Origin of the sequence: Collimonas pratensis, assembly GCF_001584185.1 — a bacterium.
In the GTDB taxonomy this organism is placed as follows: Bacteria; Pseudomonadota; Gammaproteobacteria; order Burkholderiales; family Burkholderiaceae_D; genus Collimonas; species Collimonas pratensis.
In genome coordinates this window covers 4,905,267-4,920,217 of the sequence record NZ_CP013234.1, presented here as the reverse complement: position 1 = coordinate 4,920,217, position 14,951 = coordinate 4,905,267, and the positions used below count along the sequence as shown (strand labels likewise).

10 protein-coding genes and 2 pseudogenes are annotated in these 14,951 nt (G+C 54.5%); 2 read left to right on the top strand and 10 right to left on the bottom strand.

The window, feature by feature from the left end:
• Positions 1-53: 53 nt before the first annotated feature.
• The 5 genes and pseudogenes from CPter91_RS21845 to CPter91_RS21825 form a co-directional block, all read right to left on the bottom strand.
• Complete coding sequence (locus CPter91_RS21845) at positions 54-1,472, bottom strand: FAD-binding oxidoreductase (protein WP_061944136.1); 1,419 nt, start codon at positions 1,470-1,472, stop codon at positions 54-56.
• A 23-nt stretch (positions 1,473-1,495) separates the two neighbouring features.
• The gene (locus CPter91_RS21840) at positions 1,496-2,545 is read right to left on the bottom strand and encodes a DUF1338 domain-containing protein (protein WP_061944134.1); all 1,050 of its coding nucleotides are present in this window, start codon (positions 2,543-2,545) and stop codon (positions 1,496-1,498) included.
• A 197-nt stretch (positions 2,546-2,742) separates the two neighbouring features.
• Positions 2,743-4,404 carry a gamma-glutamyltransferase gene (gene ggt, locus CPter91_RS21835; protein WP_236906070.1) on the bottom strand — a complete coding sequence of 554 codons (1,662 nt, stop codon included), beginning with the start codon at positions 4,402-4,404 and terminating at the stop codon, positions 2,743-2,745.
• 1,403 nt (positions 4,405-5,807) lie between these two features.
• Positions 5,808-7,775, bottom strand: a complete 1,968-nt coding sequence (locus tag CPter91_RS21830; RefSeq protein WP_150119792.1) for a type III effector — start codon at positions 7,773-7,775, stop codon at positions 5,808-5,810.
• Between the two features lie 215 nt (positions 7,776-7,990).
• Positions 7,991-8,416 (bottom strand): annotated as a pseudogene (locus tag CPter91_RS21825) (IS110 family RNA-guided transposase); the annotation flags it as partial.
• A 99-nt stretch (positions 8,417-8,515) separates the two neighbouring features.
• Between CPter91_RS21825 and CPter91_RS26770 the strand changes: the two are divergent.
• Positions 8,516-8,725, top strand: coding sequence for a hypothetical protein (locus CPter91_RS26770; RefSeq protein ID WP_150119791.1), 210 nt, complete (start codon positions 8,516-8,518; stop codon positions 8,723-8,725).
• 125 nt (positions 8,726-8,850) lie between these two features.
• Here the strand turns inward: CPter91_RS26770 and CPter91_RS21820 are convergent, their stop codons facing one another.
• The 4 genes and pseudogenes from CPter91_RS21820 to CPter91_RS27090 form a co-directional block, all read right to left on the bottom strand.
• Positions 8,851-9,354 (bottom strand): hypothetical protein, encoded by a 504-nt coding sequence (locus CPter91_RS21820; protein ID WP_150119790.1) that lies wholly within the window; start codon positions 9,352-9,354, stop codon positions 8,851-8,853.
• 1,055 nt (positions 9,355-10,409) lie between these two features.
• Positions 10,410-10,682, bottom strand: a complete 273-nt coding sequence (locus CPter91_RS26070) for a DUF6434 domain-containing protein (protein WP_082793160.1) — start codon at positions 10,680-10,682, stop codon at positions 10,410-10,412.
• A gap of 222 nt (positions 10,683-10,904) precedes the next feature.
• Positions 10,905-11,051, bottom strand: a pseudogene (locus CPter91_RS27890) (IS256 family transposase); the annotation flags it as partial.
• Positions 11,052-11,777: 726 nt separating this feature from the next.
• Complete coding sequence (locus tag CPter91_RS27090) at positions 11,778-12,080, bottom strand: hypothetical protein (RefSeq protein WP_205631628.1); 303 nt, start codon at positions 12,078-12,080, stop codon at positions 11,778-11,780.
• A 287-nt stretch (positions 12,081-12,367) separates the two neighbouring features.
• Between CPter91_RS27090 and CPter91_RS26060 the strand changes: the two genes are divergently transcribed.
• Positions 12,368-13,222 (top strand): YopT-type cysteine protease domain-containing protein, encoded by an 855-nt coding sequence (locus tag CPter91_RS26060; protein WP_082793156.1) that lies wholly within the window; start codon positions 12,368-12,370, stop codon positions 13,220-13,222.
• A gap of 690 nt (positions 13,223-13,912) precedes the next feature.
• Here CPter91_RS26060 and xopAI read toward each other — a convergent pair.
• The gene (xopAI, locus tag CPter91_RS21805) at positions 13,913-14,797 is read right to left on the bottom strand and encodes a type III secretion system effector XopAI (RefSeq protein WP_061944107.1); all 885 of its coding nucleotides are present in this window, start codon (positions 14,795-14,797) and stop codon (positions 13,913-13,915) included.
• Between the last annotated feature and the right edge of the window lie 154 nt (positions 14,798-14,951).

Genomic DNA, 14,951 nt, shown 5'->3' with positions numbered 1-14,951 from the left:
TTTTCAGCTTTACCTTTAGCTTGCATGGGCGCTAAGCGGCATCGACGGCGGCATTAGCGCGTAGAAGCAAAGCTGGTCACTCCCAGCAAGCGCTCGGGATCGAACACGGTTTGCATCCTTGCCGCCAGCGCCAGCTGTTCCGGCGTCGTGTAACGCTCGTAGAATTGCTGGTTGAACGGGCCGACCCCATGTTCGGCGCTGAAGCTGCCTTTGTATTTGAGCACCGCGAGGTCGTAGATTTCCTGGCGCAGGGCGTTGATGCGCAGCGGCGGGAAATCGGCGATCAGCTGTTCGGGAATCGCCAGGTTGAAATGCAGGCCGCCATCGCCCCAGTGGCCGAAATCGAAGACCTTGATGCCGGCATAGCCGTGTTCCAGCAGCGCCACGGCGTCCTGGCGGAACTGGCCGAGCCGGGAACGCGGCACGGAAATATCGAAAGCCACCACTTTGCCTTCCTGGCGCACGCTGTCGCTGATGGCGTGGCGGATGCGCCACAGCACCTCGGGTTTGTCGATCACGGCATCCAGGATGAGGTCGCCGAAACAGCTTTCCAGCCAGGCGCCGAACAGCTTTTCCAGGTCGAAATCGGCGCTGCGCGGCCGTGCCGAACTCAACTCGATCAAGAAGGCATAAGGCGGCAGCGGTTCGAACGGCGCCGTGATGCCCGGCACATGCTGCAGCACCGATTGCAGGGCGTTTTGCGAAATGCCTTCAAAGGCGCTGAGGAAGTCGGCGAAATTGCGTTCGGCGTCGCGCAGCAGCAGCGCCGCTGCTTCCATCGAAGCCGGCGCCACCAGCGCGGTCGCGCTTTGCTGCGGCCGCGGATGCACCTGCAACACCACCTGGGTGACCAGGCCGTAAGCGCCGCCGGTGCCGATAAAGCATTGTTTCCAGTCGGGGCCGGTATTGTTTTTACGCAGCCGGTTGGTCAGGTCCAGCCGTGCACCGGGCGGATCGATCAGCAACGCTTCCAGCCCCAGGGTGTTGTGGCGCACATCGCCATAGCGGATCAAGCGGGCGCCGCCGGTATTGGCCGCCAGCATGCCACCCAGCGAGGGATCGGCGCCGAGGTCGATAGGGAAATACAGGTCGTGCTTTTCCAGCGCCTGGTTCAGCTCCGACAAGCGGGTGCCGGCATAGGCTTGCACCACGCGGTCGACCGGGTCGATATCGATGATGCCCTTGATGCGTTCCATGCTGAGCACCACATCGTGGCCGCTATGGTCGGGCGAGGACGCGCCTACCAGGCCGGTGTTCGCGCCCTGGGCGACGATGCGGATCTTGTCCCGCGCGCACAGGCGCAGCAGCTCGGCCGCCTCTTCAATGTTGGCTGGGCGAGCAATGCACAGGCTCTTGCCGCTACCGTAGCGGGCACCGTGTTCGTACGGCTGGCGTTGCTCCGGCGTGCTCAGGCAACCTTGCGGGCCAAGCAGGTCGCTGATTTTTTGCAGGGGCAGGCTGGCGCTTGTCATTGTTGCTTCATCTTTGGTTCATTTCAGGCATCTGCTGCATTAGCGGTCTGCGCGGCGGAAGCGGTCATCTTGAAAATACCCTGGGCGTTGCCGCTGTCGAAGGTCAGGTCGAGCCTTTCGGTCTGGCTGTCAGCGTCCAGGTAGCGGTCGCGCGAAATGAATTCGTAGAACGAGCCCGGCACCTTCATCTCGACCAGTTCGCCGTTTTCATCGCGCATGGCGCGCGTTACGCTGCTGGCGCGGAAGGCGGTCTGGCGCACCCGCCCGTTGCGCGAGACTTCGATCTTTTCCTTGATGGCACGGCCCAGAGCGCGCTGCGCATCGGCTACCTGCTCCACGTTCGGCACGCGGTCGGTGGCGTGGTTGAAGGCATTGCCCTCGGTCGAAATCCAGGCCATCTCGGCCGATTCCGCCAGCAGGGTCTGGTAATCGGCGATGCTCGGCAGATCATGCTGGCGCTCGAAACAAGCCACCAGCACTGGCAACAGCGTCAGCGCGTTAGCTATCGGCAGAGCCTTATCCTTGCCGAGCTGCTGCAGCAATTGCGCCGAGTGCAAGTCGATTGGATCCCGCGAGGTTGCCAGGACCCGGTTGACGGTGTGCTGGAATTCAGCCGAGAAATTGTGCGGATGCAGTTCGCTCAGGAAGAACTGGGCGATTTCTTCGGCATCGTCCTCATGGGCGTAAGCGCGGCCGGTCATGCTGATCCGCTGCAGAGGGTAGATGCCGTTGACGCGATAGCCCAGCGGCCGCAGGATGCGGGTGAATGCCGCCTCGCCGGCCGGCAGAGTGCCGGTGCTGATGCCCAGCACGGTACGCAGGGCGCCGTGATCGAAGCGGATCTTGTTGCCGGCGCGGACCGAATCCTGCACATAGTCGTTGCCTTGCGGGACAGCTTTCAGTAGTTTTTCGAACAGCAACATGTTCAGCGCCTGGGCGATTTCGATGCGCGCTACATTTTCTGACCGTGGACGTAGAGTGCTGGCCGGGATCTTCAGCAGACTGGATAATTGTTCGGCATGCTCGGCGCCCAGCAGGGAGGCCAGCATGATTTGCAGATTGGTGGTGGACATGCGCGCTCTTTATCGGAGGAGGATAAGCGCAGTGTAAATTTGATTGCGCCGCGGATAAAACGATAAATACTATTGGAGCCATGCGTTTTACTCATGGAAACGGTACTTTGTTTTGCGCGGGCGAAAAAAAAGATGGACACGAATGCCCATCTTTTACGTAACAAACCGGAAACGGCTTATTTACTTATTTTACTTATTTAGTAACCGATAGCAGCGCCGGCAGGGCGGCGCGTATCGTTGGCGCCGTAATACAGGCCCGGACGGACAATGCCCGAAACACCGGCATCGTTGCCCGAGCTGGCTCCGGCAACGCCTGCCGCACCCGGCAAGCCGATCATGATCAGCTCAGCCGCGCCCCAAGGGGTTTGTTCCTTCATCTTGTAGCCCATGCCGTCGAGGATCTTCAGGGTATCCGGCGACAGACCGCGGGTTTCGTAGTACACCTCGTCCGGCAGCCATTGGTGATGGATGCGCGGCGCATCGACCGCTTCCTGCGGCGCCATGCCGTAGTCGATCACGTTCAAGGCGGTTTCCAGCGTGATGGTGATAATGCGCGAACCACCCGGCGAACCCAGCACCATGTAAGTCTTGCCATCCTTGGTCACCAGGGTAGGCGCCATCGACGACAGAGGACGCTTGCCGGGGGCGATCGAGTTGGTCGCGCCCTGCACCAGGCCGAACAGGTTCTGCACGCCGGCCTTGACGGTGAAGTCATCCATTTCATCGTTGAGGAAGAAGCCGGTGCCCGGGGCAATCACCACGGCGCCGAAGCGGCCGTTGATGGTGTAGGTGGTGGACACCGCGTTGCCATCCTTGTCGACGATCGAGTAGTGGGTGGTTTCAGGCTTCTCGTGCGGCGCCATGCCCGGCTGTACTTCTACCGACGGCGTGGCTTTGTCGGCGCTGATTTTTTCCCGGATGGAAGCGGCGTATTCCTTGCTCAGCAGACGGTCCAGCGGATTCTTGACGAAGGCCGGGTCGCCCAGGAAAGTGTTGCGGTCCATATAAGAATGGCGCATGGCTTCGGTCATGTAGTGCACCGCCGATGCCGAGTGGAAGCCGAGTCCCTTCATGTCGTAGCCCTCAAGGATATTGAGGATCTGGCACATGGTGGCGCCGCCGGAACTAGGCGGCGGGGCGGAGACGAAGACATAGCCGCGGTAGTTGCACGACAGTGGCGCGCTTTCGCTGATCTTGTAGCTGGCGAAGTCGGCTGCGGTAATGATGCCGCCGCCGGCCTTGGAGGCGCGTTCCACGGCTTCCGGGATCGCGCCTTTATAGAAAGCGTCGGGACCGTTGCGCGAAATCGCTTCCAGGGTCTTGGCCAAGTCCTTCTGCACCAGGCGGTCGCCCGGCTGCAATGGCGTACCGTCGCGGCGCAGGAACAGGCGTGCCGCTTCCGGGTCCTTCTTGAACTGGGCGATGGTGGTGTCGAGGATGTCGGTGTCACCGCGGTTCAGGATGTAGCCGTCGCGCGCCAGCTTGATTGCCGGCTGCATGACTTGGGCACGGGTCAGCTTGCCGTATTTGCGTTGCGCACTGTCGAGACCCAGCACGGTGCCCGGCACGCCGGCCGCCAGGTAGCCGAACAGGCTGGCGTTGGTGATCGCCTTGCCGTTAGCGTCCAGGTACATATTGGCGCTGGCAGCGGCCGGCGCCGTTTCGCGGAAATTGATGAAAGTATCGCGGCCGTCGGCCAGGTGGATGGTCATGAAGCCGCCGCCGCCGATATTGCCGCAGCAGGGATTCACCACCGCCTGGGCGTAGCCTACCGCCACCGCCGCATCGATGGCGTTGCCGCCCATCTTGAGGATGTCGACTCCGACCTGCGAAGCCAGGTGCTGGGAAGTCACCACCATGCCGTTCTTCGCCTCGACCGCCGGTGCGGATGCCGCCTGTACGCTGCCCAGCAAGCCCAGCAGCAGCACCGATGCCGCCAATGGTTTCAACCAATAAGTAGTACGCATACCTTCTCCCTTTTATTCGGAGGCAAGCCGCTTGCCCCCAGCTTTGAATATGGCGCCTGTGCCTGATCCGGCAGCGGACTGGCTGTACGGACAGAAAACAAGCGTCACAATTATTGCACTGCTGCCGTCCGGCCGTTGTGCTTTTTACTTTACCGGATGACGATATGCGTATTAAGCATAATTTGCGCCTGCATCATCGGACCGGCTTTCACCAGGAGCGTGCATAAGTTCCGGCCTAAACAGGTCCCTGATCTGGCAGTTTGCGATAATCCGGGTGCAAGACCGGGGCTTGCTGTCGAACTTCATTTAACTCGAAACTAGACATTCTTTTAATTCAAAGAGTTATATGTTCACTGCTCGGCTAACTTTGCATCAAATAATCATCTAAGTCTGAATTCACGGGGATTTTGTTCATTTAACTCTGAATTTTTCATAGTGGCTCGATTTTCCTAAATTTTTGAAGCGGCGCGCGATAAATTGGTCTGAAAAGATGAGATAAATGGGGTCGTAAGAATTTACACATACAGTAAATTAATTACAGATTATCGATTGAAGCGCAGACAAAATGCCAGACCTTGGCATTTTTTTCGGCTGAACTAAACGCACCGCTCCAAAGTGTTAAAGAATGATGCGTGTGCGCCAACAGTTTGTTGTGGCGCAATACAGGACACTCAATACACTAGGCAGGGGCTTGATGGTTAATCCACAGGCATTGCTAGATGCATTACGACTAGGCGGTATGAAACATACCAGCTGCCGACGGATGTTTTGTTGCGAGGTGGCGTACTATAACAGCTGGGCTGTCACATTTGTCCGTTGAAAAATAGTCGTAAATCTTGTCTCATTGATCTTGCGTTCTCCTTATCTATCTTTGAGAAGAAAAAACATGACAGCAGACTCTTATTTTTTGGGGGAGAGGGGGATTTACCAGGAAGCCGGTGCTGAAGACCGCTCATATTAGTCGTCACTCCATCACTGTCGTATGGTTCCAAGACTTCAAAAAAAGCCGGACACGATGACCTTTGTCCGGCTTTCCCATTTCCAGAGTATATACAACTGAGCAACATCACTCTGTCACCAGAGGTTTACACCGTCGCGGAAGGGGATCCGACTTGGAAGATAGGTGGTAAACCAGCGCTGTTTGCTGAAAATTTCAGCAAACAGCCACAGGCGGCTTAAGAAACGAGTGTCAGTTGTTGAGGGTAAACCTCAGAATCAGTGGGGCGGCGTTTAAAAATCGCTTACAACTGACATTGCTCTTGAAAAGGCACTGGCCTGTTTCGCCTTCAGCGCGCTCAAGACCGCCGCATGTGCGGTATCCCGACATGCGAAGCAGCCGAACTCAAAGCCTGACCGGCGTAAGACATAGCCTGGAACATGCCATTCATGCCCTGAATCACCGAAGCGCCGACGGACCTCAGGAACTCGCGCTTGGGGGCCAGAATGCCTTGCAGTTCCTGCGTAGATATCGGTTGGGCGCCCGCCTCCTGATCGTTGCCGCGGGCGCGGTCCAGGATTAAGTTGACTACTTGCGCGTGCTTCTGGTGATCGGATGTCATCAGCCCACTCACCCCTACCTTCGCTGTGATGGCCAGAAAATTCAGCCCAATGGCCTCGATGGGATTGAATGCGGTACTGCGCACGATCCGCAAGACCGATTCCGGCACCAGTTTGGTGGCCGTATCTCCCAGGATGAACGGCACCAGCCCGATGACAGCGGCAAGCCCCATCGATTTTTGCGCAATGCTCTCACCTGGCGCGATGGCTATCGCGTTATCGACCATGCGCTGCACATGCGCTTCCTGCGTCTCGCCCGGCAGCGGCGGTGCCAGCATGCCGTCGCTGATCTTCTGTAGAAGAGCATCGTGCATGCCTTCTTCACCTTCCTTCACTTCCAGCGGCACGCCGGCTGCGGCGGAGAAGATCGCCGCTTCGGTCGTGAGCACGTTCAACGCGGTATCGACCGGTTTAATGCCTGTGCTCATGTATTGCAGCACGTTGTTGGGATATGAAAACACTGCCGACATCGCGCCCGCCTTGATCGCCTTCGGCAGCAGGTCCTTCAGTGACCAGTCCTTTTCGCCCTTCATCGTCTTCATTATCGACAGAACAATCAGCGTATCCAATGTTTCGATCATCAGTGGCGGCACAGAATCGATGCCGGCCAGCTTCAAACCCAGCTTCGAGGGGGAAAAGCCCTTACCGAACAACGAATCCTTGATCACATGAGACAACCACAGCTCCCAACCCGAGCCCAGGCCGCTGCTGACCAACAAACTGCCCATCAGTCCCTTGAGGTCCAGTTCTTTCTTGGTCGCTATTTCCAGCAGCGCACCCGCCCCGAGTTTGAGCTTGAGTTCCGGGCTCTGATTGACCTTCTGGTTGACCACCCGCCCCAACTCGGCATGGTTCGATACAATGTGCGGTGCCGCCGCTTCCAGCAGCCATGCCACGTGGGCATGCTCGCCGAAAGCTGCGCTGCCCTTTGTGATGACTTGTTGCAGTAGCGGAATCATTACGTTGCCTACGGCACTTGCTTCTTCTCCTTCCTGCGCCGGGGTCGTCACCTTGCAATGCTCGGTGAGCTCCTCCAGCTGCGCCGCCAGGTCCGGGCTATGGGTCATCTTAAGCTGCGTGCCAGACCCGATGTGCAAATTGTTGATCTCGCTACCCGCCTGTTCGGCGCCGGCATGGCGCAGCAAAGCGCCAATCACCGGGTCTTTCGCCACCAATAGGCCATTGCGTTTGCTGACCGTGCTCACATGCGCCGGCTTGCCAGCAGACATGGAAGATGGCGCGGGCGATCGGCGAGGCCCCGCTCCGATAATTTCCAATGCGGCATCCGGCAAGCTGCGATCGGACTGCGGCCGCAAGCCGGACAGCAAAGCCAAAGGCCCGAAATCTCCAGAACTGCGGCTGGACGATCCTGAACGTTGGCCCAAACGTTCCTGTGTTGTAGTGGAAAGCTCGTCGTTAGTTTGGATATCGTGCATCGCTTCGCTCAACGCGACGGCAACTCCGCCTGCCGCAGGTTTTTTGGGGGCGATCAACTGGTTCGACACAACGACCTGCCGTTTCCGCACATTCGATGAACTCGATGTCTCGGGCATCTTGCGCTTTTTGCGTACGGGCAAACCTGCAAGCTCGAATGAGCTGCTTGGTGTGGAAGGTAAACGTTCCTGTGCTGATATGGAAAGCTCGTCGTTAGTTTGGGTATCTGTATTGGCGGGACTGGCTAAAACTTGATTATTATTAATGTGCATTTATCAACTTTCTGAATTTTTATTTATAGTTTGTTATTCCCTAACGTTATTGGACGGGATCGACTCGAACCGCCTCGAGTGAGCAGCGAAAACTTGAGTCTCACGGCGAAACCTTAATGCACGAAATACATGAAAAACTCGCTCTGTACACCCTCCTTGAAGGATCTGAATCGGCCGATATATAGACTTGCTTGCAAACGGCACGAAGCAGCGGTTAACCCTCTTACCTGATTGATCAAGGCAGTACGCTGATGCACCAGCAATTCACGTACGCGATGAACCGCTCTCATGTCTTGCTGTTCAACCGACTTTACCGGTACAAATCGCATGGTCGGCCTACTGGCAGCCTCAACGATCGCTGCAGCATCGTTGGCGTCGTTCTTGTTGGTCTTGACGAAGGGGCTGACATATTGCGGACTGATCAACTTTACTTCGATATTCATTTCCTTGAAACGCCGACCCCAGTAATGCGCCGAGCTGCAAGCTTCCATGGCAATAATTCGTGGCGCGAGCTTGCGTACCGTGCTGAGCAGCTCTGCACGCATCACTTTGGCGCCATACTGCGCATAGCCGCGACGATCGGCGCCGTGCAATTGGAACACCCGTTTGGCCAAATCGATTCCCAGAATGTCGATATCCATGACAGACCTCCTCCACACGTAAATTGGATGAAACGCTAGTTTGATCCTCTTGGTGGTGTCGGGTCCATCTCAGTAAATCAACAACGTAGGCCAAGTAACTTGAAAGACGGTTTGCTGGCGCCGGATTTCGATCCGGATGTCGCCAGAGGACTGAGCACCGGCAGCCTTCAATGTAACTGGAACCAAAGTCGTTGGCGCGCAGCTCGCAGGCTTAATGCGCGGCTCGATATTCGTGTTTGCAGTTACGCCGGCCAGTTGTTGATCTCGATACGTCTTGACCCAGCCGAGAAAAAATTGGCATTGAGTTGATTGGCCAGCACAACCGATGCAATTGATACGTCAGGCTGTAGGCAAGCCGCAATCACTTTAGCCTTGAAACTTGGCTGAGTTCAAGGCTGACCGAGATCAGAGAGATCGCCGGTCGGCTAGCGGGATTACCGACGAGTGTGAGGAGACAGGATAGGCGGATTGCGTTGTACCAGCGCTAGCAGATTATCGACTAAGACAGCGGGGGAATTGCCTGCCTGACGAGCAGCGTTAATGACTGCGGGATCCACCTCCCGGTTTCTGGCAATGTCTTGAAGGTGGTCGAGCGCTCTGAGCGACGCCATGCCATTCGCACCGTGGAAGACCACGGTCTCGAAGCCGGTCAGCATGTTCGAGGCCGTCTGCAGGACATCACTCCTAACGCCTGCATCGCCCCCACGTGCTCGCTGTGCAGGAGGCAGCGCTGCCTCTGGGTGGCGCGCATAATAATTGTTGACCTGATTCCCAATTCGCCCTATGCGTCGACGGAAATCGTCGCCACCGCCGGCGCGGACGCCGCCTTCAAGGCGACGACGGATCTGGCCCTGCACATGAATTGCAGCGTCGTGTTGGGCGCTGAGGGCGGGAATACCACTAGTGACGCGAACCAGATGATTGATATCATGAGTCATGTGCTGTATATCTCGAAGCATCCGCTGCACCACGTCGCTCGTCGGGGACCTCATTGGAGTTCCGATCGGCGTTCGCATCGGAGTCATGGGCCGAGACGCCCCCGGCGAGGAGCGCACCGGGCGACGACCTAGCTCATTCAATGGCGAATGCCCCGGGTTGGGTGTCGCTGGCCTTTGCCGGGGAGGCGTCATTTGCACGTGATCGTCGTAGGTCGTGGGCGCATGAGAACCGCCAATACCTGTGCATAGATTTCCCATCGTATTTCCTTTTCAAATTATAAAGTGTAGGGGAAACCATTAGACGGTATGGGCTTCCAGCCCTCGGGTACTAAGCGAATGGATGGATCGGAATTCGAAGTCAGGGCAGGTGAGTCGGACCACATCTATCCAAACTAACGACGAACTTTCCGCTCCAAATTTGAGGATTGTGGACAAAACGCTCATGGTGCTTCGCCAGTAAGGAGATATAGAGAAGCGTAACGCTGAGATCCTAATATGGCAATTAGTTTGGGACGAAGATCGCAAGAAGCCAGCTACCTAAAAGGGGCAATGTGGGAGCAGCGGACCACCATGTCCAGCTGGAGACTAATTTGTAGTATTTTTAATGTCTCTCCCCATTTTCACGAATTTATGGGGGTGTAAGAAATTTTATGACATTGATTTTATTGAAAATTTTTATTCCTGTTGGCGGACTCTTATTGCCTGTCTCTGCCGGAAACACGACCAGAAAGCTAACCATATCGAAGCGACGTCGCCCATATCTTTCAGCCGGCGCGCCGCTTCCATCTTCTGCCGGCGGCTAATGGCCATTAAATTCTTAAATCATATTTCTAGGTGTGGTTTCCGACGTAGAACCGTCTTACAAGCGGGGACAGTTACCAAGCTTGGCGGCCAGGTTCAGCAGGCTGACCTTGTACTTGATCACATTTTGAGGAACACTACGCATAGGGTACTCCTTGGCGCTTACGCGCTAGTTTAATAAAAATTAGTACCTCTATCAAACCGGGTAATCCCGCCCTTTGGCAAGGCCTTACTGTCCTAACAAGTCGGAATTACTACACTTTATTTTTTGATTCCCATTTTGCCTGCTGCTGCCTAAGCCATTCATCTGCAACATCGCCCATGCTCTTGCTTGATCCGCTTTGAATCCATGCTACTAAGGCCCTGTTGAATGTGAAATCGCTCCCGCATTGACGAGCCATAAAGCGACGTACATTTTGCGTATTCGTGTAGGCATTGTCGACCATGGTTGATCGCGTAATCGTACTCCGGCGCCAATCAAATCCATTGGTGTTCTGCGCTCGGGTTGTAAAAAAGTTGTCCAACATTGTCGAATGTTACTTAGAAATAGTGCCGAACGAAATAGTCTTGATCAGACACGGCCGTCCAATCATGTCGAAACTGTTATATTTGAGAAAATTGAAACGATATCCGTAAATCGCTACAAATTAGCCGTCTGCGCTGGCTACGGCATTTGCCAGGTCATGATTTTATTACGTGACACACGAGCTGGCCGGGAACATCGTCAGATCAACTTACCTTGGACTTGTCTCGCCTTCGCTGGCTAGCTGATGCCTCAGCTTTGCCGCCAACATACGCTTAGCCAGCATCTTCTTGAGCTATGCCGCAAAGCCAGATTCGCCATGGATCAACTCGGTGTCCTTGTTCTGCACTTGGGCCAGCAACTGGTTAATCAGATCGTAGGTACTTTCTGATTCATCGGTTTTTTGTGATCATACCGCTGGTCATGGAATTTCCCTTTCGGTACTATTTTATTACTCCGTTCACACAGAAAATCTGACAGGTTCGATCAGAGACGACAGCGGGGTCCGCCCCACTGTCGCTGCACGCGCTCAAACCAACCGCAAGGGCCCACAGTAGCACCAACCGTTTCCTATCCACTCTTTTCTTTTCCATTTATCCACCTCCGATTTTATCTTTCATTCATCTACCTTCCGATACAACGAGATCAAATTTTAGAGATGGGCGTCACACAGGCTAAGCAGATTATGCATTTCGCCTTGAAGCCAGAACTGCGCCGTAAAGTCCGCTTAGTTAAGTTAAAACCCACAATTAGTTCGACAGATTTTTGCAACCACTTCAATGTATTCGTCGTTTGGTAATGAATCTGAAATATTCAGGTTAGGTGCGCCGCGGAATGGTTGATACATTGTTACTTTCTGCAACATTCACCATCAGCTATGATAGGCATTAATTTCACTCCCTGATATAAATATTGAAGAATGTCGGAGTAAATTCCAATAAGATAATCCTGAAATTCACGTAGGGATTTTCTCCAATATTGGGACTCTAGAAATGTCATTATCTTCAGATGTTATGCAGCGAATATCGGCAAGTGTCAATACGCCGGGCCTCGCGTGTGCCCGTTTCCATCTTGGAAACCGGTAACGATTCTTATCGTTTTAAACAGCGAAAAAACCGCTCTCAGCAAACCGATAAAGTGGAAACAATTGGACGCTGGTTGACACTATATTGGCCTTGGCGACCAGTTCGAGCGGTCTTAAATTCTGGACGTAGTGTCCGTGCGTGACACGATCCATCCCGGCGCCGGCGAGTTTTGCCACCGTACGCAATCCTGGGGTGAGCGCCACGCTGTCGAGCTTGCCACCGTGCAAAATGAGGTTTCTCTGCCGGTACAGCCGGTGAAAGGGATCAGAAATCACCTCGCGCATGACTTCCAACTCCACCTTGGGATTGCGAAACAATTTGCGCATCCGCGTCACAGCAGCCTGGTCACTTAAACCTCATAACACAGGCATGCTCCCGTCAATGATCATTTCCCCGATCGTGCGCGAACGTTCACGGTTGCTTACCGCGTTTTCGAGCGCGGGATGGTTAATGGGTGACCCACTTGTGGGCTAATTTGAAATTAATAGTTGCCAGCAGAAGTTATAGTCTTGAATACGTTTTACGGTCAAAAATTTCGCATGAGGGTGAGGTGAGTTTTTTGTCCATGAGATGATGGTGATTAGATAACTCAATTCGGTAAAATATGGAAAACTTTCGCATTACGGGCCAATATCATCCATCGATCGACCCAACCTCGTCACAGAGGAATTCCAAGAATATTGAAGCATTAGATAAAAAGAGTTCGTCGACTTATCAAAAATCGAAATCAAAATTGGATAGCCTGCCAAAGCGGACATCTACCAATCGCCCAGATTCTATTTCGTCCTTTAGAAAAATAGCAGTTTTAAATGGCATATGTTCGTCGCAGCCACGAGTTGACGAGCACTCATATGTGGGAGGTTCGTCAAGCTGGGCTGTACATAGAACCGCGCCGTTTGTTCAAGGTGATATATTGGAACATGAGGCGCCCGGACATGCAGGGGCATGTGTCATATACAGCTTTCTTTGGATGAATAAAATTGCCAAGCAGTCTGGCAATGCCTCTTCCAGAATGAATTCTCTAAGTCAATCAACTACTGAAGTACTTCAGTTGCACCAAGAATACGAAAACAGGGTTTTCCAATGCAACAATGATCCTGATAATCAAGAGGATCCACTTATTCAGACGGCACGAGCATTCGGGGTTAGTCCAGCTGGAAACACCATTGCTGTCGATATTCTTACAGATGAAGAAGCCGCAATGACCTCACTTTCGGAAATTCTGAATAGGCCAGGCACCTCCAATATAATATGGTTGGGAAATGTAGACCCCAACTCAGCCAGCAATCACGTAATTGCTTCCCACGCAACTGGCGGCCGCGTTGTGTTGTTTGATCCCAATATAGGCGAGTTTCGCCTAAAATTATCAGAAGTAGCTGTAGTCATGCGTGAAATTGTTGCCAGAAGCTCAATGCACTTTGCTGTTCCTGAGCTTTGCATTTTGCCAATGAGAGCTTGACAATCCATTTTCTGAGCGACAACAATGTAATCTAATTTTATTTTTCTCCGTCCCAGATCAACGTCCAGTCAGCAGCAACATATTTCGCTCATTACGCGGAAAACATGGGCAGTTTTATGGTGATCTTGCCCCTGCATAACCAGACACAGGTTAGCGCCTAAATTGCGTCATTTACCTGAGTCTGACGCCCCAACTTCCTCCTGAACATGCGAGCGATTTCCACTTCAAAGCTGAATGCGGATGGCCGTCTTTCGCAGGGGACGTCCTCGAGCTGTACTACACCATTCGGACCAAGGCTCCCTGCGCTAGCCGCGACGATCGGCGCCGTGCAACTGGAACACCCGTTTGGCCAAATCAATTCCCAGAATGTCGATATCCATGACAGACCTCCACACGTAAATTGGATGAAACGCTAGTTTGATCTAATTGGTGGTGTCGGGTCCATCTCAGTAAATCAACAATCCGCGCTCAGGACGTGCTCACGAGGGAAGAGCGCTGGGCTGTGAAAGGGTCAGAAACACTACACTTGACGCGTGCAACGCAAGCTGTTATCCATCCTCAACGCGATGCTCCGGGATCAAGTAACCTGGGACGCCGCAAAGCATCTCGAGTCCTCAGAAACCGCTTGACCTGGAACACAGTTGCTTACCCTGGGCCCACTACACTAGATTGCGGAGCCAGGGCGGACACTCAACCCACTTCACGTTGGTGGACTACGCTGCGTCCATCGGGGCGATGAACGACCTCGCTCACCTGGAACTTCGTCCCAGGAGGAAACAGAACTTCAGCCTCGCTCCTCTGATACGAAAACAAACTGATCCTCTTGCCGTTCCTTGATTTGGTCTGGAAGCTCACGGGGAAGTCGAAAGCACCGAAGTTGGCCGCAGAACTGGAGAAGAATCGTCTGTTGACGGTCCTTTGGCCGGCCCGGCAGTTGGATCGGGCCCAATCCTGCGTTTCGTTTCTGCCGGTATAAACCGTTCCGTGATGGTTGTAGCTGCCGGGCAGAGAATGCAATGCGGAAATGAGTGCTTTGGCCCACGCGAGCGCCTCCGCTGTGACGACGCTCCCGTGTTCGAAAACGTCGCGCAGAGTCTTGTAGTCATCGCCGGTCCATTCACGAATTGCGAGCAACTCTGCAGCGTGCATGTTCTGCAGTTCCGGATGATCCCTTTTAAGGGAATCCATGTACTCGGTAGATCGCGTCCACGATGCCTCGGGGCTTGGGTAGTCTCGGCTGTGCATGGACAACCACGCTGATTTGAAGTCCGCGCGCTCCTCGGGTGTGATTCGGAAATTGGCCCCCTCGCTTTCAACCCGGGAAATCAGTGCCTGCTTTTCGCGCTCGAGCGAATTGCCGGAGAGCGATCGGAGCAGGTCCAGGCCGGCCCGGCCTGCCAGGTTGCCTGCCTGATTCGACTGGGACGTTCGCGCAAGGAGGCCATGAGGAACGGACGGTGTGCGGTCCGCGGCAGAGCGGGACTGGCCGGACTCTCGCGGATTCGGCGTGGCGTTTGACCGGTCGGCGTAGTAATTTTCTTGCGACGTCAGTGGCTTGGAAGAAATGCATCCCATGGTGGTTCCTCGTTTTGTCTTGAACCACGAGAAGTCTATGGAGCTCAGGGGTGCCTGAACGGTTGAACGCGAAGTGGTGAGTCCTGAAACGAGGTTGGCTCTATGCCGTTTCGTGTGGAGCGCGACAGTCTCATCTGGCGGCAGCTGGCGCGAA

Excerpts from the sequence above, each read along its gene's own strand:
- CPter91_RS21845 (WP_061944136.1), bottom strand. The coding sequence starts at position 1,472 with ATGACAAGCGCCAGCCTGCCCCTGCAAAAAATCAGCGACCTGCTTGGC.
- CPter91_RS21840 (WP_061944134.1), bottom strand. The coding sequence starts at position 2,545 with ATGTCCACCACCAATCTGCAAATCATGCTGGCCTCCCTGCTGGGCGCC.
- ggt (WP_236906070.1), bottom strand. The coding sequence starts at position 4,404 with ATGGTGGTGACTTCCCAGCACCTGGCTTCGCAGGTCGGAGTCGACATC.
- CPter91_RS21830 (WP_150119792.1), bottom strand. The coding sequence starts at position 7,775 with ATGCACATTAATAATAATCAAGTTTTAGCCAGTCCCGCCAATACAGAT.
- CPter91_RS21820 (WP_150119790.1), bottom strand. The coding sequence starts at position 9,354 with ATGACTCATGATATCAATCATCTGGTTCGCGTCACTAGTGGTATTCCC.
- CPter91_RS26070 (WP_082793160.1), bottom strand. The coding sequence starts at position 10,682 with ATGTTGGACAACTTTTTTACAACCCGAGCGCAGAACACCAATGGATTT.
- CPter91_RS26060 (WP_082793156.1), top strand. The coding sequence starts at position 12,368 with ATGGAAAACTTTCGCATTACGGGCCAATATCATCCATCGATCGACCCA.
- xopAI (WP_061944107.1), bottom strand. The coding sequence starts at position 14,797 with ATGGGATGCATTTCTTCCAAGCCACTGACGTCGCAAGAAAATTACTAC.